Raw genomic sequence first — 24,776 nt, forward strand, 5'->3', positions numbered from 1 at the left:
AATTAAATTAGTATCCTTGTGTTTGACGCTGATGATTTACTTTATTTTTATCTAAATATGCTTTTTCAATTTCTTCTTGTTCAAATTCAAGCGCTTGTCCAAGGCGAAGATAGCTTGTAAATAATTCAATATAGTTCGTGATAGAAGGTTGATCTGTAAAACGAATTACTTTCGCATATGTGTCTAAGAAAATTTCCACTTGTGTTTTATTCGTTTGCGCACATTTATAGAATAAGAAGTTTTTATCAATTCCTAAATCGATTCCGATTGATAAAATAAAATGCAAACCATCTACGTATTCTTCTAATATTACTTCACGTTCTGACGCTGGTTTATTGCTCCAATATTTAAAACAACGTGTTTCATTTGCAAGTTCTCCAATTTCTACAAGAAGAGCTAACATTTTTTCTTTTAACAATTTCTTCGGTTGTAATTCATGCTCTTTCACAATACGGTCATCTAACTCTTTTTGTAATTTAAATAGTTGTAGTAAGTCCATTCTATTGTCCTCCTCCAACATCGCATTTTCCGTAACAATGTTGTTTCATCTCAAAGTTCATTATTATTTTTCGTTTCTTATTAACAAGTCAGCTACCTACATCTTTATAAAGATAGCTTGTCCTTAATTTGCAAATACGTTTCAATCATCACTCATAGATTGTTCACTTGATGAAAGTTCCATATCATCTTTCCATTATAGCAGTGTCGTTTCTGCTAGGAAAGATACACTTCCTCACGAATGAGTTCAAATAAAAAAAGTCAGGAGGATTCTCCTGACTTTATATGTATATTCTTTTATATCGCTATAGCTTTTATATTGATTTTGTCATATCTATAACGACACGTCCGTTAATCTTTCCTACTTTCATGTAAACGCTCCCTTGTTATCGTTACAAAAGTTCTTACAAGCACATCTTAATATACTAGAGAGAATTAACTCATTTAATTGTGACGACACGAAGCGGGAAATTTTACAAGTTATTGAATGGTTATGATGAATACAAATAAAAAAACCTTAGAAGAAAGATCTTCTAAGGTTTTAAACAATTAGTTAATGTTGTTTTTTGCAACTGTTGCTAATTCAGCGAAAGCTTTTTCGTCATGAACAGCTAAGTCAGCAAGCATCTTGCGGTTAACTTCGATGCCAGCATTTTTTAAACCGTGCATTAAGCGGCTGTAAGAAAGACCATTCATACGAGCTGCTGCGTTGATACGTGTAATCCATAATTTACGGAAGTCACGTTTCTTTTGACGACGGTCACGGAATGCATACATTAGAGATTTCATAACCTGTTGGTTAGCAACCTTAAATAATGTACTCTTAGAACCGTAGTAACCTTTTGCTAATTTTATAACTTTTTTACGACGTTGACGAGTAACTGTACCACCTTTTACTCTTGGCATAATATTACCTCCTAGTTTGTTCTATATATCAGCCGAACTTATTTTAAGTTGTCAAGCATTTGACGAATGCGTTTGAAGTCACCAGCGCTAACTACACCAGCTTTACGTAGTTTACGTTTAGCTTTTGTAGATTTGTTAGCGAATAAATGGCTTGTGTAAGCGTGAGAACGCTTCAGTTTACCAGATCCAGTCTTTTTGAAACGCTTTGCAGCGCCGCGATGAGTTTTTTGTTTAGGCATAGGTATTTCCTCCTCTATCTATTACTTATCGTTTTTCGGTGCTAAAACTAAGAACATACTGCGTCCTTCCATTTTAGGCTTAGATTCAATTGTACTAACTTCAGCACAAGCTTCTGAGAAGCGATCTAAAACACGTTGACCGATTTCTTTATGAGTAATGGCACGTCCTTTAAAGCGAATTGACGCTTTAACCTTGTCGCCTTTCTCTAAAAACTTGACAGCATTACGAAGTTTTGTGTTAAAGTCATGTTCATCAATTGTTGGACTTAAACGAACTTCTTTCATGCTAATTACTTTTTGATTTTTGCGCTGTTCTTTTTCTTTCTTCTGTTGCTCAAAGCGGAATTTACCGTAGTCCATAATGCGGCATACTGGCGGTTTCGCATTTGGAGCAACCAATACTAAATCAAGATTAAGACCTGCAGCTAAGTCTAAAGCGTCATTACGAGACTTGATTCCAAGTTGATCGCCGTTTGCGCCAACTAAGCGTACTTCACGTGCACGAATTTGCTCGTTAATCATCATATCCTTGCTAATAGTAAGCCACCTCCAAGGTTTTCTTAGAATACGTTTTGCAATTGTAGAACCCGAACAAAAAAAGTGCGGGCACACGGCACCCACACTTGTAATATCTTTAGTAAGAAATACATTTACCTGCTAACTGCGAATGCGTCCATCAGGTGAGAAGCGGGTGCTTCTACTTGTCAAAACCATATTCTATTATCCTTGATGAGTTTATCATAGGACATGACGTCTGTCAAGAAGACGCGATGTGTTTTACTAACAACAAGAAATATTGTAACAAACAACCAGCATACTTGCAATACTTTTTTATGATAAGTATCGTTTGGTTATTTTTTCTAGATTTTCTTTTTTATAATACATAAAAAAGCCGCGGTATACCGCGGCTTTTTCTTATCGTTTTCCTTCTACTTTAATCATGTCAACAAACGCATCTAATGCGATTGTTTCTGATTTTTGTTCACCATATTTACGTACGTTAACGCCATTTTCAGTAACTTCATTGTCACCTACTACAAGCATGTACGGAATCTTTTGCATTTGTGCTTCACGGATTTTGTAACCAATTTTCTCTTCACGAGTGTCTAATTCAACACGGATACCAGCACGTCGTAATTCATCTTGTACTTTCTTCGCATAATCTAAATGTACTTGCGGAGAAACTGGAATTACTTGTGCCTGAACTGGAGCTAACCAAGTTGGGAATGCGCCTTTGTATTCTTCAATTAAGAAGGCTACGAAACGTTCCATAGTTGATACAACACCACGGTGAATTACAACTGGACGATGTTGTTTACCGTCTTCACCAACGTAAGCTAATTCAAAGCGTTCTGGAAGTAAGAAGTCTAATTGTACAGTTGAAAGTGTTTCGTCTTTTCCAAGAGCAGTACGAACTTGAACGTCAAGTTTCGGACCATAGAATGCCGCTTCACCTTCAGCTTCATAGTAATCAAGACCCATTTCATCCATAGCTTCTTTTAACATACCTTGTGCTTTTTCCCACATCTCATCATCAGCATAATACTTTTTAGTATCTGCTGGGTCACGATAAGATAGACGGAATGAATAGTTTTCTAAACCGAAATCTTTGTACACTTCTAAAGTTAAGTTTACAACACGTTTTAATTCTTCTTTAATTTGATCTGGACGAACGAAAATGTGCGCATCATTTAAAGTCATTCCGCGTACACGTTGTAATCCAGATAATGCTCCAGACATTTCATAGCGGTGCATTGTTCCAAGTTCCGCAATACGGATTGGTAATTCACGGTAGCTGTGAATATCATTTTTATAAACCATCATATGGTGAGGGCAGTTCATTGGACGAAGAACTAACTCTTCATTATCCATTTCCATTGATGGGAACATGCCATCACGGTAATGGTTCCAGTGACCAGAAGTTTCATAAAGCTCTCTACTTCCTAATACTGGAGTGTATACGTGATCATAGCCTAAGCTTGCTTCTTTATCAACGATATAACGCTCGATAATACGGCGAATTGTTGCACCTTTTGGTAACCAAAGTGGTAAACCTTGTCCTACTTTTTGGCTATTAGTAAATAGTTTTAACTCTTTACCTAATTTACGGTGATCGCGCTCTTTCGCTTCTTCAAGCATACGTAAGTGCTCATCTAATTCTGCTTTCTTAACGAATCCAGTACCGTAAATACGTTGTAACATTTTATTATTGCTATCGCCGCGCCAGTAAGCACCTGCAACGCTTAATAATTTAAACACTTTAATCTTCCCTGTAGATGGAAGGTGAACACCACGGCAAAGGTCGAAGAATTCGCCTTGCTCATAGATTGAAATAACTGCATCTTCTGGAAGATCGTTAATTAAATCTAATTTTAACTCATCGCCGATTTCTTCAAAGCGACGAAGTGCTTCTGCACGTGGTACTTCATGACGAACGATTTCTAAGTTTTCGTTCACGATTTTTTGCATTTCTTTTTCGATTTTCTTGAAGTCTTCAACTGTAATTGCTTCTTCCATATCAATATCGTAGTAGAAGCCATTTTCGATTACTGGACCAATGCCAAGCTCAAGCTTAACATCTTTATATAAACGTTTTAACGCTTGTGCTAAAAGGTGAGCTGTTGAGTGGCGTAAAATATATAAGCCATCTTCAGAATCTAATGTAATAATAGACACTGCACCATCTTCTTCGATTGGTGTAACAAGATCGATCATCTCATCGTTTAATTTTCCAGCCACAGCTTTTTTCTTTAAGCCTGGGCTAATAGAAGCTGCGATTTCTTCAGTTGTTACTCCTTTTGGAAACTCCTTCACAGCTCCATCAGGGAAAGTAATTTTAACTACATCTGCCATCACTGGTCACTCCTCTTTTTTTTCAAAATAAAAAACACTCATCCCATAAAAAGGGACGAGTGTTGAATTCGTGGTTCCACCCTTGTTCCAATTAACCTTATTGTTAATTGCTCAAGTTCAACATAACGGTGTTGTCCGTTAGCAATTACTAGAAAAACGTTCACTGCTAAAGTTTAGAGGTGGTAAGTAATTATCCCGTACTAGGAAGCTCACACCCTAAGGCTTCCCTCTCTGAAAATCGTAGAAAACTACCCATGTCCTCATCATAACATTTCGATATATTTCATTTATGTAGGTAATTATATGCTCAAAAACTTAGAAAATCAAGGGCGTTACCTTTATTTTTTAAATTTTTCACGTTGCGCTCAAATTCATGTAATCCATGTAGTTGCACTCGTTCCTGAAATACATTTCGCAAAGTAATAATCATATTATGATCTTGTTCTTTCGTATATAAATAAATCTTTTTCGGCGAAATAGAAAGAAGTGGTGCAATTACTTTCGTATCAATATATACATCCTGTTTCTTTAATAATTCTTCATCTATATATTGAACCAATTTATCCTGTTTTAAACGTCTACCTTTATCATCATAGAAAATAAAACTTTCATCAAAAATAAGATGCACACAGGACAAACGTGATTTCCGGCTACTTACTTGTTGGCGAAGTGTCTCAATGAACATTTGATATTCCTGCTCCATCTTATACTCATCAATTGCAACTTCAGCAAGCCTAGCTATCATTTCCCTATATGTACGAAGACGAAAACGAACGTATGATGAAAACGAGAATGAGAGCGGATCACAAAGCCAATCATTCAAAGACGACGCAATATAAGATTCAAATTTTTGACGTGTTAAATCACGGGCTACTCCTTTTCTTCTTTCCTTTAAAATCTCATGTGCCATATGCAATATTTGATGACACTCTTCTTGTTCTTCATAAAAAAACTTTTCCTTTAAAATGGTATGAATCCATTCATTTTGTTTCACATTCATAATGAAATATAGTAATACTGGCAATAAAATCTTTTCAATATAATTCGATTCACATAATGGTATATGAATAACAACCTTTTGTTCGTTTAAATATACACTTGTTTCCTTATATAAGGATTCCGTTCTTTTCGTTAGTTGTCTGTATACGTGCACAGCATCATTTTTTTCTTCGAAGCAAATTTCAATCACTTTTGTCCCCCCTTTTATCCCCGCTCTAAAGGATTGCATCTATACGTTACAAATCCTATAAGAGTCCGACCTATGGAAGTTCACTCTTAGTAGAAACCTATCTCCCATTGTTAGAACATCCACTCGATATGGCTTGCTAATTTTATATATATTAAGGGAGGGAGAAAAAAATGATACAAGCTACTCTGAAAAAATGATTAAAATAAAGTGAAACTTTAATCAGTGGAGGTTTTGTCCATCCTCCACTGATTATTAGTTGAACCAATCGGGCTTTTACGGGCAGTTGATCTCCCACCTAACTTCTTTGTTTTACAGCCGAATTTTGAGGTGGGAGTCTTACTGCCCGTTAATGCGGGATAAAAAAGAGCAAGCTTCTCAGCTCGCTCTTTACTTATTACGACGGTTCTTCCCGCCAATTGGGATTGGCTTCGCTAAATATTTAATTCGTTCCATAATACGGGCCGCTTTCATCTCTTCTGCTTCACCGCGCTGTGTATACGTTAAATGATGTTCCAACTGTTTGAAATCAAAATTAGATGTAAAGAACGTCGGTAAGTTTTCCAACATACGGAACTGTAAGATTGCACCGAGTACATCATCACGTACAAAACTTGACATCGCTTCTGCCCCGATATCATCTAACATTAATACTTGTACACGTTTGACAGCATCAATCTTTCCGCTAATCGAATTATCTTGAATCGAACTTTTGATTTCACGTAAAAATTCAGGGAAGTATACGAGCATCGAACTAATTTTCTTTCGCGCAAGCTCATTTGCAATTGCCCCTAAAAGATACGTTTTCCCTACACCAAATTTACCGTACAAATATAAACCTTGTGCTTTTTTACCTGGTTCGTATGTGTTTAAAAATTCATTCGTTGCACCTATTGCATCAATACGTGCATCTAAATCTGAAGGATCTAAATTTTCCATAGTTGCCTGCAAAATGTCAACTGGCATATATACACTTTGAACAAGTTTTTCATATTTTTTTCTCTCATCATATGCTACTTTTCTAATACAACGATCATATTGAATATCAATCATCTTACCTTGGATGACGAGCTTCGGCTCATATCCTTGTAGCATATTTTTACATGACCCTAAATCTGGACAATCCGCACACCCTACACTTTGTCCAATATATTCATATAACTTCACAAGACTTCGTTCAATCATAGAAGTCGTTACTTCACCTTTATGTTCGTCTATAAATTCTTTCACACGAGGGTGCGCCATCACTTCTGCCTTTAAGACTTCATATCTATTTTTAAAGTTTTTATTTTCCATTAATTTCGTAAATGAATTTTGAATATGCTCCATTTTCTCACCTCAAAGAGCGTTCATTTTCTTTTATTAATCACGCTTATATTTTTTCAATACTTCTTCTAATCGTTTCCGTTCATCTTCTAACGTACTTGCATCTTTTTTCGCACTTACGTCATTTTTTACAGGTTCTTTCTCTTCTTCTTTCGACTCTTCTTTAAGCCAATCTGGTACCATTTCTTTTCGCACTGTTTTCTTCGCTGTACGACCTTTTTTCTTCGTCTCAGCCCACTCTTGATATTGACGATTCTCTTCTTTCGCTAGCGCCATCGCCTCGCCTACTGTACCGACCTTTTTTCGCGCCCAATGTCCAGCAATCTTCTCGACATACGTTTTAGCAAGCTTCATATCTGAGCGTAGCATAACGTAATAAATAAGTACATTCACAACCCCTGGCGTTAACTTTTGGTTTATCATTACATCCTCAACGATTTGCAAGTCCGCTTTCGTCGCCTCTGCACCGCCTGAAATCTCTTTCAATAGTTGTTTTGGCGAGATTTCCTCTAACTGCTTCATTAGCATCTCTTCTTTCGTAGATGGCTCTTTCTCTTTCATTGTACGAGCAGCATGAGGTTGCACTCTTTCACTTAATACAGGTAACGCTTGACCATTTTCGAATTGATACCAATCGCGTGCTCCCTTCCGAAGCCTTTCGATATCAATTGTTTGTATCTCTGTCACTGCGCCAAGAACGATATTTTGCATCGATAACACATCCACACCGTACACATAAGCGAGTGTAATGACACATTCTCTCACTTGATCTGTAATCGCCTTTTTAGGAACAAGCGCTGATAGTCCGTCTACAAATAAAGAGAAATCAAAGAAATCATTCCAAACTTTCGGAGCATCCCCATTCTCGTTACTTGGCATAATTGTCGTTTTCGGGATACGCAGTTCTTCTTGCGCATATTCAAACTGACCTGGGTTAAACGAATCAAATATATCGTTGAAGGAGCGCGTAACATTTTCATAAGAAGCAAAATCGAATTCTTCTTCTAAGAAATATTGTTTTACTTGGTTGTATTTTGTCCGACTCAAGCGATTATATAAAAAGATACTTAAAACAATATCATCAAAAAACTGCTTCGGAGATAAAGGTGGTTGCAATTCATATATAAACATTCGAATATCTTTTTCTTTCTTAATATATACATTTAAAAGACCAATCGCTTCTAATTTTACTCGTTCCCCATATATTTCAGGAAGTTGCATTTGCATAGTCACCATAAGGGAGTGATGTGTATTCTCTTTTCCAAATACACGATCTTGCTCTAACTCTCCCCATAGTGTCATGTATAAGCTAAAAGCTCTACTACCTATTAACGGCTGATACAACATCGTTAATACTTTCCGGTCGTAATTATGTAACAACCCTTTCGCACTTACTTTATAACGATCAATCGGCAATAGCTCCATCCATGACTGTTTTTCCATTCTTGCCTTTCCTTTCTCTCATCCAATCTAACCTACATTTCACTCGTTCTATCTTTATTATATAATTTATTAGCGAAAAAGAGCTATTAGCTTCCGCTTCTAGCTCTCTTATCTCGTTTACTTACAGTATATAAAGAGATTCCTTCTACTCTCTCTCTTTTTGCAGTATATCTTTTAATTCTTCAATAAATACATTTAAATCTTTAAACTGACGATACACAGAAGCAAAACGTACGTAAGCAACATCATCAATATCACGAAGTTCTTCCATAACAATTTCACCAATCATATCACTTTTCACTTCTGATATACCTAAGTTACGAAGTTCACGCTCCACACTTTGTGTTACTTCCTCTAACTGCCTTAAAGATACAGGTCTTTTTTCACACGCTTTAATTAAACCGCGTAAAATTTTCTCTTTATTAAACTCTTCTCGTGTTCCTTCTTTTTTAACAACGATAAGAGGTGATTCTTCTACTCTTTCAAATGTCGTAAAGCGACTTAAACAACTTTCACACTCTCTTCTTCTTCGAATAGAGCGCCCCTCGTCTACCGGACGCGAATCTAACACTCTTGTGCCATTATGAAAACAGGATGGACAACGCAATTCATTCACTCCTTTACACTATAATCTTTATTTCTTCGCTACTCATCTACATGTGAAAATATATATACAATATTATATAACTCATTCTTCTACACTGACCACTATAAGTTCATACATAGCATGGTCCTATTTTATATAAACTAAAAAAGAGGTGCATTATACACCTCTTTACATTTTAAATCAATTATGTTCTTTTTTAAAGAGCTTTTGTTTCTCTCTGCTTAATTTCGAAGCTACCAGTGCCTCGAGGAAGCTCGATGCTCTCACGCGTTTTCGCGTTTAAACCTTCTGCAATATATTCTGCAGCAACATTTGGATCAATACGATCCCCACAAGTATAAACATCAATACTTGCGTAACCGTGCTCCGGAAAGCTATGAATTGTTAAATGTGATTCCGAGATAATTACTACTCCACTTACACCTTGTGGTGCAAATTTATGAAAAGCAACCTCACGTACTTCAGCACCAGCTCTTAGTGCTGCATCCACAAATAATTGTTCAATATACGGCATGTCATTAAGCTTGTCGAAATCGCAATCCCAAAGTTCAGCGATTACGTGACGACCCATCGTATCCATAGTATCCATTCTACAGTTCCCCCTTGTAAATTTATTCTAACTGTTCGAATTGAAAACTAATTTGCAATTTGGCTTGCTCCACTACCACGGGGGAAAGTTAGTCCAGAGAGGTCCTAACCCTTTAAGTAGTGACTACGTACCTCAGCTCTTAAGTTTACGAGTGTTAGTATACTTTGTTTATTTTCATTTTGCAACAACAGTTTTTTCGATTTTCTGTCATAATTTCCTCTTTACTTTTCCCTAAAAAAAATAAATGATTCACAAATACAGTAATCACAACGTTTTTGGTCTGTCCACTATTTGAAAATATACCCATATAATTTTTTTCTTTTCAGAAAAAAATAAAAAAAGAGAGCAAATATTCACTTGCCCTCCCTCTATTTCACTTAAATATGTTGTACATTTTCTTGTTTTGCTAATTCATCAACAACTAACGTTACAAGATCTACAACACGACGAGAGTAGCCCCACTCGTTATCATACCAAGCAAGTACTTTCACTTTACGCTCACCCATTACCATTGTAGATAAACCATCAATAATAGCTGAGTGTGTATTTGTATTAAAGTCGATAGACACTAAAGGCTCTTCGCTGAATTCTACAATTCCTTTTAACGCACCGTTTGCAACAGTTTTGAATGCTTCATTAATATCTTCAACTGTTACATCACGTTTTACGTCTACTACTAAATCAACAAGAGACACGTTTGGTGTTGGTACACGAAGTGCCATACCATGGAGTTTTCCGTTTAAGTGTGGAAGAACTTTTGCAAGCGCTTTCGCGGCACCCGTCGTTGTCGGAATGATAGACTGTCCGCAAGCACGCGCTCTTCTTAAATCTTTATGTGGGTTATCAATATTTTTTTGGTCATTTGTATAAGCGTGAACAGTTGTCATTAAACCATTTTCAATTCCGAACTGCTCATCTAACACCTTTACAACAGGCGCTAAACAGTTTGTTGTACAAGATGCATTTGAAATAACGGTATGTTTTGTAATATCTAATTGGTCTTCGTTCACACCAACTACGATTGTTACATCTTCATTTTTACCAGGTGCTGTTAAAATAACTTTTTTCGCTCCAGCTTCAACATGAAGAATTGCTTTTTCTTTCGAGTTAAATTTACCAGTTGCTTCAATTACAACTTCAACACCTAGATCTTTCCAAGGCAATTCCTTTGGATCGCGGTTGTTTAAAAGGCGAATCATTTTCCCATCTACTAATAAGTGATCTTCAAATGCTTCCACTGTTCCGGCAAACTTACCGTGTACTGTATCATATTTAATTAAATGTGCTAACGTTTCGGACGGATAGCTTGCATTGATTGCTACAATTTCGAATGCGCTTTCTTTTATTGCTTGACGAAACACCATTCTCCCAATACGTCCAAATCCATTAATTGCCACACGAGTCATAATATGTTTTCCCCCTTGAATGCGTTATACTATTTATCTCCAATCCCAATAATAGTATAACACAAAAAGGAGATATGTCACTAAGCATTTTCATTAATTTCACAATTTTTTAATCAATAATGTTCCACTTCTTTAAAATCACCTGTAATTGTGTTTTCGTTTCCATAATTGTGCCATCATTATTTATCACTTCATCTGCATTCTTCACTTTTTCTTCTAATGGCATTTGAGATTGAATACGCACCGTTGCTTCTTCTTCTGAAAAGTTATTTCGTTTCATTAAACGTTCCAATTGCGTATTCGGTGTGACTGCTACAACTAAAACACGATCAACAAGATTTGTTAATTTACTTTCAAACAAAAGAGGGATATCTAACACAACCGCTTGCATACCTTCTTTTATGTACATTTCCTTTTGTGCATTCATTTCTTCACGCACTGCAGGGTGAACGATTTTGTTTAACTGCAATCGTTTTTCTTCATTATAGAAAACGACACTTCCAAGCTTCGGGCGATCCAGCTCCCCATCTTCTTGTAACACTTCCGTTCCAAACACCTCTACAATTTTGTTATATGCTGGTTTTCCTCGTTCTACAACTTCTCGCGCAATAATATCTGCATCAATAACCGGTATACTCATTTCACGAAACATTTCTGATACCGTACTTTTTCCGCTTGCAATGCCTCCTGTTAATCCAATTATTACTGTCATAATAATCCTCCTCATAATATCAAAGGCGCGAAACTAATGTTCCACGCCCATACTTACATTTTCCAAATTCCAATAATAATGAGTAATACTCCAGGCAGGAATGTAAATTTTTGTAACCATTTCATATTCGATAAAATCGTACCAAGCTTCATTCCAATAAATAAAAATAAAGAACTCATAACCGCGACTAATATCGCCATCATCGCCGGTGCATAACCTAATAAAGATGCACCGATTCCAGCACCAAACGAATCTACAGAAAGAGCGATGCCGAGAAGTAGCGCTTCTCCTGCAGAAATAGTTCCTGATTTATCAAAATCGGCAACAGTCGGCTTCCGCAAAATTTGAATCACTAACCCTAGAGAAGCAATTTCTAGTTTCCAAACCTTCTCTTCTTGCTTCGGTTCTTCTTTTTTATCACTTCGAAAAAATTGGTATAATACCCAAATCCCGATTCCAATAAGAACAAACCCACCGATACGCGTTGCGATAACAGGTGAAAATATTTTCGCGATCATATGTCCAATTCCCATGGAAACGAGCATGACAGCCGCTGAACAGATTCCGATAATTATAATTGATTTTAGTGGAATTCTTACACTTCTTAATCCGTATGTTAGCCCCACACTACAGCTATCTAAGCTTAATGTAAAAGCTAATAAAATAAGAGACAAATAAAGATACATCGGTAAGCTCCTCCCTTATACATAGCTCTGCTCTATGTATATGACAAATGCCTATCCGATGTTATCCCTTTTCTATATTCTAGGCTGACAAATTGGGCAGTAATGCGTTCCCCTTCCGCCAACAACTGTTTTTTCTAATAGCGTACCGCAAGTCACACACGGTTCTCCTTTTTTTCCATATACATTTAGAAGTTCCTGGAACGAACCAATTTGTCCTTGCGAATTAATATACGTTCTAATTGTACTTCCGCCACGCTTAACCGCTTCACCCAGCGTTGTAACAGTCGCCTCATAAATTCTTTCTACTTCTTCTTCTGTTAAAGATGCAGCTTCTCGTTCTGGATGAATTTGCGAACGGAATAATACTTCATCTACATATATATTTCCAAGCCCCACTAAAAGACGCTGATCTAATAATACAACTTTTATTTTGCGATTTGTCTTTTGCAATCTTTCTTGTAAGTACTGCGGTGTCAATTCAGCATCAAATGGCTCTGGTCCTAAATCAGCAAGAGGCATTTGAGCAAACTCTTCACCTTTCTTAAAGAGATGCATCGTACCAAACTTTCTCACATCTTTATAATGCAATTCAGTTCCATCTGTAAATAAGAAACGTACGTGTGTATGTTTATCAATTGGCTCATCCTCTTGATGAAGTAAAAACTTACCTTCCATACGCAAATGTGAAACAATTACATAGTTTGTTACATACAAAAGCAAAAACTTACCTCTTCGCTTTATATTCTCGATCATCTCGCCTCTTAGCATGTCTTTAAAGATTTCTGCATCGTCCGGTCGTTTCACTATTTTTGGGTAAGTGATAATTACATCTTCAATCACTTTCCCCGTTACAAGATTTTCAAGTGTCCGTCTAACATTTTCAACCTCTGGTAATTCCGGCATTTTATCACTTCCTTATTTCGCGTCGTACCAAGTTGGACCGTAAGAATAATCAACTTTTAACGGAACTGCTAGTTCAATTGCATGCTCCATTACTTCAGGTACAAGCTTCTCTAATTTTTCCACTTCTTCTTTTGGCGCTTCAAAGATCAATTCATCGTGTACTTGCAGAAGTAAGCGAGCTTGTAGGCCTTCTTCTTCTAAGCGATCCGCCATAATAATCATAGCCTTTTTAATAATATCCGCCGCACTACCTTGAATTGGTGTATTCATTGCTGTACGCTCTGCAAAGCTACGTAAATTAAAGTTACGGCTCGTAATTTCCGGAATGTAACGACGGCGATTTAATAACGTTGAAACATATCCTTTTTGCTTCGCATCTTTTACAATGTCAGCCATATATTCTTGTACTCCAGGGAAGCTTTCTAAATACCTTTCAATAAATTCCCCTGCCGCTTTTCTCGTGATTCCTAAGTTTTGTGAAAGGCCGTAATCACTAATACCGTATACAATGCCGAAGTTTACAGCTTTTGCTTGTCGTCTCATATTAGATGTCACTTCATCTTTTCCAACACCGAATACATCCATAGCTGTTTTCGTATGAATATCCATGTCATGTTGGAACGCTTCAACTAAACCTTCATCTTTTGCAATGTGAGCAAGCACACGAAGTTCAATTTGTGAATAATCGGCCGCGTACATAATCCATCCTTCTTCTGAAGGAATAAACGCCTGACGAATCTTCCTTCCCTCTTCTAAGCGAATCGGGATATTTTGCAAGTTTGGTTCCGTTGAACTTAGTCGTCCTGTTTGCGTTAACACTTGGTTAAAGCGAGTATGAATTTTAGATGAATCGTCATGTACAACTTTTAGTAACCCTTCAATATATGTAGAGTTTAGTTTCCCTAATTGACGGTAGTGTAAAATCTTCGGAATGATTGCATGATGATCCATAAGCTTGTCTAGTACATCAGCAGATGTAGAATAACCTGTTTTCGTCTTTTTAATAACAGGTAAATTTAAGTTTTCAAACAGAATAACCCCAAGCTGCTTCGGTGAATTAATATTAAATTCCGTTCCTGCAAGCTCATAAATCTCTTGTTCCATTTCCTTTAATCTACCCGCAAGCTCTTCTCCCATATTACGAAGACGATTCGTATCAACTGTAACACCTTTCACTTCCATGTCAGCTAATACACGAGCAAGAGGTAATTCTAACTCTGTAAATAGTTCATATTGCTCATTCTTTTCTAATTCTTCTACGAATGTTTGCTTCACATCGAATAATACATGCACTTTACGAGCGACATGCTCAGCTACTACCTCTTGCTCAGGAACAGCACGTTTCGCACCTTTCCCGTAAACTTCTTCGTCAGATTTTACCGCATGTGTTTCTTTCATTTTCGCAACAGCACGGAAATCTTTATCGGTATCAGCTGGATCAAGTAAATAAGCGGCAATTAATAAATCAAAGTCAATCCCTTGAATATCTACACCTTTCCACTTTAGGGCAACGATAGCACGCTTCGCATCAAATGTATGTTTTCTCATTTCTCCATTTGCAAGCCACTCTTTAAAAGCATCTGATTTAAGAGCAACATCGGCCGGAATGAAGTAACAACCATTTTCATTTTGAATACCAAAACCTTGAATATCGGCTTTATGATAGTTATCTTCTTGCACTTCAACAATAAGCGCACTATCTTGCTGAAGCATTTCTTCTGTAACTTCTTCTACAATATCAAATGTAATATCATCTAATTCAGCTGGAGCCGTTTCCTCCGGCGTAACACCTAATTTATTTAAAAGGGATGTAAATCCTAAATTCTCGAACATTGGAATCAAATCGCTTGGTTCATACCCTTTATATGCCATATCATCTACATGCACAGTAATCGGTGCGTCTGTAATAATAGTCGCAAGTTCTTTACTCATAAGGGCTTGTTCTTTATTCGCTTCTAACTTTTCTTTTAATTTCTTTCCACTCACTTGATCTAAGTTTTCATATACTGCTTCTACCGTTTCAAATTGCGTTAATAATTTAATGGCTGTCTTCTCACCAACACCTGGTACACCTGGAATGTTATCTGATTGGTCTCCCATTAAACCTTTCATATCGATAATTTGCTTTGGTGATAAGCTATATTTCTCAAATAAAGCTTCTTTCGTATATTCATCTACTTCTGTAATCCCTTTGCGAGGAATACATACGAGTGTATTATCTGAAACAAGTTGCAGTAAGTCTTTATCTCCTGAAATAACTTTCACATGAAACCCTTGCTCACTCGCTTCTTTCGCTAAAGTCCCCATAATGTCATCCGCTTCATAGTTTTCTAATTCATAGCGCGGAACATTAAATGCATCAAGTACTTCGCGAATAAATGGGAATTGCTCTGATAGTTCAGGTGGCGTCTTTTGACGCCCTCCCTTATAATCACTATACGTTTTATGACGGAACGTTGTTTTCCCCGCATCAAACGCCACAAGCATGTGCGTCGGTTTTTCTTCCTCTAATATTCTCATTAACATCATCGTAAAACCATAAATTGCGTTCGTATGTATACCTTTGTCGTTATTTAAAAGCGGTAGTGCAAAGAAAGCACGATACGCGATATTATTACCATCTACTAATACGACTTTTTTTTCCAAACTACAAACCTCCCCATACAAATTTGAAACGATTTTCCCACAGAAAAAAAACCGTTCCTATCCTCTCTCTATATTAACATGACTAATAGAGAGAAGAAAAATAACGGTTTTTTTCTATCATATATAAACAGACTTACATTGGCATAAAAGGGAAGTGACGAGAATAGCATAACTACTCTCGTCCAAAATTACTCCTTGGATGAAGGGGTTTTCATATATTATATTAACAGAGCTTTATTAATATTTAATTAAGCCATTGTTAATATATTGTAAATATCCTTCATCCTATTTTTCAGTAGCTGATTTTGGTAAAACAACTGTAAATGTTGTACCTTCTCCAACCTCACTATCCACTGTAATCGTACCTTGATGTGCTTCAACTAAATGCTTTACAATTGATAAACCAAGACCCGTTCCACCCGTATTTCTACTTCTCGCTTTATCAACTCGATAAAAACGTTCAAATATACGAGGGATTTCTTCTTTACTAATACCAATTCCAGTATCCGACACTTTTATATACGCATTATATTTATCCTCTAATAATTCAACTGAAACAACGCCTCCAGCCGGCGTATATACGATTGCATTATTAATTAAATTAATAAAGATTTGTTTTAAGCGGCTCGGATCTCCAATAACGGAAACTCGTTTCAATACATTCACTTGTAAAGAGATTTCTTTTTCACCCGCTTTATTATCAAGCACCATGTGAATGTCTTCAAGAAGCCCCTTCATATCAACCGTACCCATATTTAATCTAAACCCTTGCTGCTCGATTTTTGACAAATCTAATAAATCTTCAATTAATCCTTGCATACGCTCACTTTCTTTTAAAATGATATGCAAGAAATGTTCGCAGAATTTTTTATTATCCATCGCTCCGTCCAAGAGTGTTTCTGAAAAACCTTTAATAGAAGTAATCGGTGTCTTCAATTCATGAGAAACATTCGCTAAAAAGTCTTTTCTCATTTGTTCTAATTTCTTTAACTCTGTAATGTCATGGAATACGAGAACAATCCCTTTCCACTCATGGTTTGTCCCAATAATTGGCGCTCCGTATACTTCGAAATGCTTGCGCTCAATACCTAGCGGCAATAACATTTGTTTACGCACTTTCACTTCTGTCATAAAAATTTCTTCCACAAGCTCAATAATTTCCGTATGGTGAAACGATTCATAATATAAACGGTCTAAATATTCTTCATCTGTTACGTGGAAAGTCTCCTTATAAGAACGGTTTACAAGGTTTATATAACCACGGCTATCAATTAAAATCATTCCGCTTCCCATATTTTCAATTAATGTGTGCAAACGATCTTGTTGCATTTCTTGTTCGAGTGTCATCTCTTGTAAATTACGAGCTAAAATATTAATTGCTTTACTCAGCATTCCTGTTTCATCCGAATGACTTTCATATGCACGCGCTTTATAATTACCCTTCGCTAATTCAATCGCAACTTTCGTAACTGATTCAATCGGCCTAATATATTGTCCTGTAATTTTGGCACCTAGGAATACAACTACGAGACAAGCAATGACAAATCCGATAATTAATAATCCCCACGTTTTTTGGTGAACGTCCCTCAAAGTATCAATTGTACTTTTCACCAAAATGTATCCTTGTTTCCCTTCTACATCCTGGACGAACACAGCATGATAAAATTCATTCTTTTGATCTGTTTCTTTCGTAATGACTTTATTTTTTTGTTTTCCCGCTTCAGAAGAAAGTCCTTTAATCATCTCTTGATTAAATGCAGATTGTTTCCCTCCGCTATATTGAACTTTCTTTTTTTCATCCACAAATATAATAGAAGCTGGTATTTGTTCTTCTAACTTTTCAAATACATACGGCTTTTTTAAAACAGAATCAAACCCTTGCTCCTCTGCTAATACAGCAACATACCTTGTCTCTTTTACCATTCTTTCTTTAGCATGATCTATATAGTAATTTTCAAATACGGTTTCTAATAATACACCTAGTCCAACTAAAATAAAAACGATAAGAGAAACAAAAGTAAAAAGAAGCCTGGAACGAAATTTATTCATCCCCTTTTGGCTCCTCTAATTTATAACCTAAACCACGTATCGTTTTAATGTACGTCGGTTTTTTCGTATTTTGTTCAATTTTATCGCGCAAATGGCTAATATGGACATCAACAATTCTTGTATCACCGGCAAAATCATAATTCCATACAGCACTCAATAATTGGTCACGAGTTAATACACGACTTTTATTTTTTGCAAGATAAACAAGTAACTCAAATTCTTTCGGTGTTAGTTCCAGTTTCCTACCTTGGAAGTACGCTTCATAAAACTCCGGTAAAATTTTAAGCTCTGCAATTATGATACTATCTTCATCTGGCGTTTCCGAAACTTTTTCTTCTTGCTGTAATTTCGTGCGGCGCAAAATCGCTTTCACACGAGCAACAACTTCCCTTGGGCTAAACGGCTTCGTCATATAATCATCAGCCCCAAGCTCAAGACCCAGTACCTTATCAAATTCATCATCTTTTGCTGTTAGCATTAAAATCGGCGTCATAACACGCTGCAATCGTAATTCTTTACAAACTTCCATACCATCCATTTTCGGAAGCATTAAATCTAATATAATTAAATCCGGACGTTCTGTTGTCGCTTTTTGAAGCGCCATCTCTCCATCCATCGCTGTTATAACTTCAAAACCAGCTTGTTGTAAATTAAATTCAATTAAAGTTAAGATAAATTCCTCATCATCAACTACTAAAATACGATTGTTCATTCTTTTCCTCCAAGTTATAGACTTGAAACCTTCTTCATCCTAGTATTTTCCCCGTTATTCTCATCATACTAGAAAACAAGGTCTCCCTCAATATAATTGTCTATTCATGGAGCTCGTTTGTACTAGAGTTTCGGAAAATAAAAGCAATCGTAACTTCATTCCCTCTATCCGGTCGCTATCCAAACTTTATAGATGAATCTATCTTTTTTAAACTCTTTTTCCGTATGAACTATAAACTCTCGATTTTGCGCTAGGAAAAACGAAAGAGCATACGCTATTTTATAATCTGGTGTTTCATATCCATCAAATACTTTCCCGTACATTTCATTCGCGATTGAATCGGCCCACACTTCAGCTTCTCTTATCGTTTCAAAAATAATGTCTTCCCTTTCCCATTTCAAAGTTATATCACCCTTTCCAAACAAAAAGTAGCGCTAGCATACCCTTAATAAGAATATGACTAGCGCTACTTTTATATCATTCTAACTTTCATTTTTTAAAAATTATCTAATGCTTTTTCCATAATGGAAACAGATTTAAAAGGTGGTGTTACTGTTAATGAACCTTTTACAACAGCTTCTCCTTTTTCATCATGAGCAAATACAAGCATATCAATTGTATGTTCCTCCTCTGAAACAGCCACAACTTCAAAGTGGATTTGTAACGTTTCGTAATGGTGAACATGTTTCACGAACGTAAGGTCCTTCCTAGTAATATGACTACCTGGACCTGGTAAATATTTCGTAACCGCCGTTGTAATCAGCCCCGTTAGCATAATGCTTGGGACAATCGGCTTTTCATACGGAGTTTGGGATGCGTAATCATGCTGAATATATAATGGATTGGCATCATTCGTTAACCCTAAATACAATAACAAATCTTTATCCTCAATTTTTTCAGTGATAGATAATTTCTCTCCTACTGTAATTTCATCCATTTTACGACCAATTTGAACTTTTTTCTTTAACATGTTACAACCCCCTCCGATTTTTTCACCTTATTATCCTACTAAAAGCGATACCTTATCCGAAATTTACTATGATGAGGGCAATGTATAGTATAAGTCTATAGTTTCATTATAGGATACACCTAATGATAGCGTTTTCATATTATTTCAAAAAAACATTTCAATATATAGTAGAAAAAGATTCGGGGCCCCGAATCTTTTTCTACTATATTTAATTATTAAACAAGAACTTTCATAACGTTACGTACAGATTCGACAGAGCGATCTAACGCTTCTTTTTCATCTGCAAGAAGTTCTAATTCAATAATTTTTTCAATTCCGTTACCACCTAGAATTACTGGTACCCCTAAATAAATGTCACTATAACCATACTCACCTTCAAGGTATGCAATAGCAGGTAATACACGGCGTTGATCTTTCAAGATTGCTTCTGTCATTTCAACTAAAGAAGCTGCTGGCGCGTAATATGCACTACCGTTTCCTAATAAACCTACAATCTCGCCGCCACCTTTACGTGTACGTTCTACAATTGCCTCTAAACGCTCTTTCGGAATTAATGTTTCTAACGGAATGCCACCTGCATAGGAATAGCGTACAAGAGGAACCATATCGTCACCATGTCCACCAAGAACAAATCCTGTAATGTCTTTCACAGAAAGGTTTAATTCTTGTGAAATGAATGTACGGAAACGAGCTGTATCTAATACGCCCGATTGACCGATAACACGCTCTTTCGGGAATCCTGCTTCTTTAAATACAGAATATGTCATTGCATCAACTGGATTTGTTAATACAACAATAATCGCATTTGGTGAATGTTTTGCAATGTCGCGCGTAATACTTTTCATAATTTTAGAGTTTGTTGCTACTAAGTCATCACGGCTCATACCAGGCTTACGCGCAATACCTGCTGTAATAACGACAACGTCAGAATCAGCAGTATCTGCGTAATCAGATGTACCAATAATGTTAGCATCAAAACCTTGTACTGGGCTCGCTTCTAACATATCTAACGCTTTCCCTTTTGTTGGATTTTCCAGCTGTGGAATGTCCACTAATACAACATCTGCAAGTTCTTTTTGTGCTAATAAGAATGCTGTTGTTGCTCCTGTAAATCCTGCACCGATGACTGAAACTTTCTTGCGTTTGATTGTCATAATTTACCCCCCGCTTTAATTATGCGTTTTTGATTATCGCTACATCCATGTTTTTAATAAGTTCATTAGCGAACTCAGAACATTTCACTTCTGTTGCACCTTCCATTAAGCGTGCGAAATCATAAGTTACTACTTTTGATTCAATTGTTTTCTCAACTGAATCAGTTACTAAATTCGCAGCTTCGTTCCATCCTAAGTGCTCTAATAATAATACACCAGAAAGAAGAACAGAAGATGGATTTACTTTATCTAAACCTGCATATTTTGGAGCTGTACCATGTGTAGCTTCAAAGATAGCATGTCCAGTCACATAGTTAATGTTTGCACCAGGTGCAATACCAATTCCACCTACTTGTGCAGCAAGTGCATCCGAGATGTAGTCTCCGTTTAAGTTCATTGTTGCAACAACATCGAACTCACGTGGACGAGTTAAAATTTGTTGTAAGAAGATGTCTGCAATAGAATCTTTTACGATGATTTTCCCAGCAGATTCTGCTTCTGCCATCGCTTTATTCGCTGCATCTTTACCATCTTTTTCAACGATACGATCATATTCAGCCCAAGTAAATACTTTGTCGCCAAATTCTTGTTCAGCTACTTCGTAACCCCAGTTTTTGAAAGCACCTTCTGTAAATTTCATAATGTTTCCTTTATGAACTAATGTAACAGAAGAGCGTTTTTCGTTAATTGCATATTGAATCGCAGCACGAACCAGACGCTTTGTCCCTTCCTCTGAAATTGGTTTAATACCAATCCCTGATGTTTCTGGGAAACGAATTTTATTAACACCCATTGCTTCTTTTAAGAATGCAAGAACTTTTTCCGCTTCTGGAGAACCTTGTGCATATTCAATACCAGCGTAAATATCTTCTGTATTTTCACGGAAAATAACCATATCAGTATCTTCCGGACGTTTTACAGGTGAAGGAACACCTTCAAAGTAACGAACTGGACGTAGACATACATATAAATCTAATTCTTGACGAAGCGCAACGTTTAGAGAACGAATACCACCGCCAACTGGAGTTGTAAGTGGACCTTTAATTGCGATTAAATATTCACGAATTAAATTTAAAGTCTCTTCTGGTAACCACTCGCCTGTTTGGTTGAATGCTTTTTCCCCTGCAAGCACTTCTTTCCAAACAATTTTCTTCTCACCATCATATGCTTTCTCAACTGCTGCTTCTAGTACGCGAGATGCTGCAGCCCAAATATCAGGACCAATTCCATCTCCTTCGATAAATGGAATAATCGGATTGTTTGGTACATTCATAACACCATTAGTTACAGTAATTTTTTCACCTGTCTTCAATGTGATAACCCCCATGTTTGAAATTTCATATGTATGAAACTGAGGGAATAACCCCTCAGTTCAAACCGTTAGTCAAATTAAAATATTCTAATCATTATATCTTTCCGAAAAAATCAGACTTTTGAAAGCGTATTTTCACTATCAAAATAGTGTTTTTCACTTATCGTTGCGCAATCGGAACATACACTTGATGCGTAGGTCCATCATAATCAGCACGCGGACGGATTAAACGGTTGTTTTCATATTGTTCTAGAATATGAGCTAACCAGCCTGACATACGGCTAATCGCAAAGATAGGTGTAAATAGGTCATGGTCAACTCCTAAACAATGGTATACAGAAGCTGAATAGAAATCAACATTTGGTGGAAGACCTTTTTCTTTTGTTACAATGTCTTCAATTTTGATAGACATATTATACCATTTGTCTTCTCCTAAAAGCACGCATAATCTCTTAGACATTTCGCGTAAGTGTTTCGCGCGTGGATCACCATGCTCATATACGCGATGACCAAATCCCATAATTTTCACTTTATTTTGAAGAGCATTATGAATATATGATTCTACATTTTCTTCTTCGCCAATTTCAGTTAACATCTTCATTACATTTTCATTTGCCCCGCCGTGAAGAGGACCTTTTAATGCACCGATTGCTGCTGTAATACCAGAATACACATCTGAAAGTGTAGCTACGCAAACACGTGCAGTAAATGTAGAAGCGTTTAACTCATGATCTGCATGAAGTACAAGTGCCTTATCAAAAGCCTCAATTTCAACTTCATTTGGCTCACGATCATTTAACATGTACAAGAAGTTTGCAGCTAATGATAGATCTTTTCTTGGCTCAACAACATCTAAACCTTTGCGAATTCTTGCATAAGCCGCAATTAAAGTTCCGACTTGAGCCTGTAATTTAACCGCTTTCAAATAATTAGACTTTCCATCCATTATTTCAGCGCTCTCATCATATAATGATAGCATGGAAATCGCAGTTCGTAAAACCGACATCGGGTGCGCGATTTTTAAATCTACTTGTTTCAAATATGTTAAAATTTCACCTGGTACTTTATAGTATTCAGATACAGTTTCACTAAATTCCGCTAGTTCTTTTTCGTTAGGAAGCTTGCGGTGCCATAATAAGTACACTACTTCTTCGAACGTAGCATTCTCAGCTAAATCATCAATATTATACCCAACATAAGTTAATGTATCATCAATAATAGAGCTCACAGATGATGTTGTTGCTACTACCCCTTCTAAACCTCGAATAACAGTCATGACATTCTCTCCTTTTCCTGAAAATTCTCCCAACCTTGCTCCTTATATCTATTTGCTCCCCTTATAAATTATGAACGCTCGTTCACTCTTTAGGCAAGCAAAATGCACGTTCATGCAAATTTGTTGCGATGTTCCCCTCTAATTGTCCATTACTTACAGGGAAAGCATGAGCGTGAATGTCTCTCCGAATCCTCACGCTCAGAACAACAAGTTAGTGAGGAAAATGAATTCCGAAGAGTTTATGATAAAAACAACATAAAACAATATCATTATAAAATTGTTTTATGTTGTTTTTATTTTATCTGGTGTAAAGTCTCTGCTGTTATGTAACTTTTCAAAGTTTCTAATCCTATTATAAACAATTATCTGACTTTTGTGAACAGGAAGAATTCAAAATTTTTATATTACTATAAAATTCCTTATTTAAACATTTGTATAATACTCATAACTGCATAGGCAATTCCAGCCCCAATTAACGGACCTACAGCAACTCCATTAAATAAAGCTACAGCTATAATTGTCCCAAAAACAAGTGCGGTTGTAATATGAGGATCAGTCGTTAATAATTGCACCCCACCTTTCGCCAATAAAGCAACCGCTACTCCTGAAGCTAAAGCAATCCATGCATAGTATGATTTCGCCGCTTCTCCAAGCTGTTTAAACCCTATTTCCCCCGTCGCAATTGGGACAAGCACCGCAATTGTAATAACCGTCACACCGAGGTTAATTCCTTTCGTTTGTAAATAAGGAAAGACTTTATCGCCTAAAAACGTAAACTTCAATAAAAATAACACTCCAACAGCTACAGTAAGCGATTGGTTTTTAGCAATAAGTCCTATAATAAGTAGTATGAATAAAAATAACGTTGACTGACTAATCATGATTGCACTTCCTTTCTGAAAATAATGAACTTGTTTCCAAACAAAAATACCCTTAAACCTATCGTTATACATGCTATACCGATGCATATTTGACAATTATAATAAAGAAAAAAATTGATTTTCATATACATTCCAAAATTACAAACAAGACTTTAACCAGAAAAAAATAAAGCATGCATATACATTTAAAAGCGGATGTCTCTCCTTTCTTTTATAATAAGAAACAGGTAAAATAAAAAAGAGAGAAAATGAAGTTTTTACCATATAGTAGAAGCGTCACCAACAAGCTTCTGTAGTCATTAATCCGCTGCAAAAGCAGGCTAAATCCATCATTCCACTATAACATAAAGTGCAACTTTGATCAGTGAATCTCACTAGTTATAAGTTGAACGAATTAGGATAATCCAAATTGGAATGGGAGG

Annotated in this window: 23 protein-coding genes and 2 other annotated features; all 23 genes read right to left on the minus strand. The window is 36.4% G+C overall.

Annotation, left to right across the window (positions count from 1 at the left end; translation table 11 throughout):
- Positions 1-7: 7 nt before the first annotated feature.
- Positions 8-499 (minus strand): dUTP diphosphatase, encoded by a 492-nt coding sequence (locus MHI07_RS21440; protein WP_002160269.1) that lies wholly within the window; start codon positions 497-499, stop codon positions 8-10.
- Positions 500-1,047: 548 nt separating this feature from the next.
- Positions 1,048-1,404 carry a 50S ribosomal protein L20 gene (gene rplT / locus MHI07_RS21445; RefSeq protein WP_001138364.1) on the minus strand — a complete coding sequence of 119 codons (357 nt, stop codon included), beginning with the start codon at positions 1,402-1,404 and terminating at the stop codon, positions 1,048-1,050.
- A 38-nt stretch (positions 1,405-1,442) separates the two neighbouring features.
- Positions 1,443-1,643 (minus strand): 50S ribosomal protein L35, encoded by a 201-nt coding sequence (gene rpmI / locus MHI07_RS21450; RefSeq protein WP_001125945.1) that lies wholly within the window; start codon positions 1,641-1,643, stop codon positions 1,443-1,445.
- Positions 1,644-1,664: 21 nt separating this feature from the next.
- Positions 1,665-2,168: a translation initiation factor IF-3 gene (gene infC / locus MHI07_RS21455; protein WP_002015470.1), complete on the minus strand. Its 504-nt coding sequence runs from the start codon at positions 2,166-2,168 to the stop codon at positions 1,665-1,667.
- A gap of 63 nt (positions 2,169-2,231) precedes the next feature.
- Positions 2,232-2,352, minus strand: a sequence feature (ribosomal protein L20 leader region).
- A gap of 206 nt (positions 2,353-2,558) precedes the next feature.
- Positions 2,559-4,496, minus strand: a complete 1,938-nt coding sequence (gene thrS / locus MHI07_RS21460) for a threonine--tRNA ligase (protein ID WP_002160268.1) — start codon at positions 4,494-4,496, stop codon at positions 2,559-2,561.
- Between the two features lie 48 nt (positions 4,497-4,544).
- Positions 4,545-4,772, minus strand: a binding site (T-box leader).
- 31 nt (positions 4,773-4,803) lie between these two features.
- The gene (gene ytxC / locus MHI07_RS21465; protein ID WP_002112187.1) at positions 4,804-5,685 is read right to left on the minus strand and encodes a putative sporulation protein YtxC; all 882 of its coding nucleotides are present in this window, start codon (positions 5,683-5,685) and stop codon (positions 4,804-4,806) included.
- Positions 5,686-6,072: 387 nt separating this feature from the next.
- Positions 6,073-7,011, minus strand: coding sequence for a primosomal protein DnaI (gene dnaI, locus MHI07_RS21470; RefSeq protein WP_002015473.1), 939 nt, complete (start codon positions 7,009-7,011; stop codon positions 6,073-6,075).
- Positions 7,012-7,044: 33 nt separating this feature from the next.
- Positions 7,045-8,451, minus strand: coding sequence for a replication initiation and membrane attachment family protein (locus MHI07_RS21475; protein WP_340826162.1), 1,407 nt, complete (start codon positions 8,449-8,451; stop codon positions 7,045-7,047).
- Positions 8,452-8,596: 145 nt separating this feature from the next.
- A complete protein-coding gene (gene nrdR / locus MHI07_RS21480) occupies positions 8,597-9,058 on the minus strand; it encodes a transcriptional regulator NrdR (protein ID WP_001203686.1) in 462 nt (153 codons plus the stop codon).
- A 196-nt stretch (positions 9,059-9,254) separates the two neighbouring features.
- The gene (gene speD, locus MHI07_RS21485) at positions 9,255-9,638 is read right to left on the minus strand and encodes an adenosylmethionine decarboxylase (RefSeq protein WP_002003660.1); all 384 of its coding nucleotides are present in this window, start codon (positions 9,636-9,638) and stop codon (positions 9,255-9,257) included.
- A 386-nt stretch (positions 9,639-10,024) separates the two neighbouring features.
- Positions 10,025-11,053 carry a glyceraldehyde-3-phosphate dehydrogenase gene (locus tag MHI07_RS21490; RefSeq protein WP_204208451.1) on the minus strand — a complete coding sequence of 343 codons (1,029 nt, stop codon included), beginning with the start codon at positions 11,051-11,053 and terminating at the stop codon, positions 10,025-10,027.
- Between the two features lie 109 nt (positions 11,054-11,162).
- Positions 11,163-11,765 carry a dephospho-CoA kinase gene (gene coaE, locus MHI07_RS21495; protein WP_340826166.1) on the minus strand — a complete coding sequence of 201 codons (603 nt, stop codon included), beginning with the start codon at positions 11,763-11,765 and terminating at the stop codon, positions 11,163-11,165.
- 53 nt (positions 11,766-11,818) lie between these two features.
- Positions 11,819-12,451 carry a sporulation membrane protein YtaF gene (gene ytaF, locus MHI07_RS21500; protein ID WP_002160264.1) on the minus strand — a complete coding sequence of 211 codons (633 nt, stop codon included), beginning with the start codon at positions 12,449-12,451 and terminating at the stop codon, positions 11,819-11,821.
- Positions 12,452-12,523: 72 nt separating this feature from the next.
- Entirely contained in the window at positions 12,524-13,354 is an 831-nt protein-coding gene (gene mutM, locus MHI07_RS21505) for a DNA-formamidopyrimidine glycosylase (protein ID WP_204208454.1), read from the minus strand.
- A 12-nt stretch (positions 13,355-13,366) separates the two neighbouring features.
- A complete protein-coding gene (gene polA / locus MHI07_RS21510) occupies positions 13,367-16,000 on the minus strand; it encodes a DNA polymerase I (protein ID WP_340826170.1) in 2,634 nt (877 codons plus the stop codon).
- A gap of 285 nt (positions 16,001-16,285) precedes the next feature.
- Positions 16,286-18,049, minus strand: coding sequence for a sensory box histidine kinase PhoR (gene phoR / locus MHI07_RS21515; protein WP_340826171.1), 1,764 nt, complete (start codon positions 18,047-18,049; stop codon positions 16,286-16,288).
- Positions 18,042-18,761: a two-component system response regulator PhoP gene (phoP, locus tag MHI07_RS21520; protein WP_002112195.1), complete on the minus strand. Its 720-nt coding sequence runs from the start codon at positions 18,759-18,761 to the stop codon at positions 18,042-18,044. The genes phoR and phoP overlap by 8 nt, the downstream gene beginning before the upstream one ends.
- Positions 18,762-18,925: 164 nt before the next feature.
- Complete coding sequence (locus MHI07_RS21525; protein WP_002034283.1) at positions 18,926-19,162, minus strand: hypothetical protein; 237 nt, start codon at positions 19,160-19,162, stop codon at positions 18,926-18,928.
- 95 nt (positions 19,163-19,257) lie between these two features.
- Positions 19,258-19,731 carry a MaoC family dehydratase gene (locus MHI07_RS21530; protein ID WP_340826174.1) on the minus strand — a complete coding sequence of 158 codons (474 nt, stop codon included), beginning with the start codon at positions 19,729-19,731 and terminating at the stop codon, positions 19,258-19,260.
- 215 nt (positions 19,732-19,946) lie between these two features.
- Entirely contained in the window at positions 19,947-20,885 is a 939-nt protein-coding gene (mdh, locus tag MHI07_RS21535) for a malate dehydrogenase (protein ID WP_002160261.1), read from the minus strand.
- A 19-nt stretch (positions 20,886-20,904) separates the two neighbouring features.
- Positions 20,905-22,197, minus strand: a complete 1,293-nt coding sequence (icd, locus tag MHI07_RS21540) for an NADP-dependent isocitrate dehydrogenase (RefSeq protein ID WP_215579807.1) — start codon at positions 22,195-22,197, stop codon at positions 20,905-20,907.
- 160 nt (positions 22,198-22,357) lie between these two features.
- Positions 22,358-23,506, minus strand: coding sequence for a citrate synthase (citZ, locus tag MHI07_RS21545; RefSeq protein WP_002112199.1), 1,149 nt, complete (start codon positions 23,504-23,506; stop codon positions 22,358-22,360).
- Positions 23,507-23,892: 386 nt separating this feature from the next.
- Positions 23,893-24,354, minus strand: a complete 462-nt coding sequence (locus tag MHI07_RS21550; protein ID WP_002112200.1) for a DUF441 domain-containing protein — start codon at positions 24,352-24,354, stop codon at positions 23,893-23,895.
- Positions 24,355-24,776 lie beyond the last annotated feature (422 nt).

Source organism: Bacillus sp. FSL H8-0545, assembly GCF_038006105.1.
GTDB lineage: Bacteria > Bacillota > Bacilli > Bacillales > Bacillaceae_G > Bacillus_A > Bacillus_A cereus_U.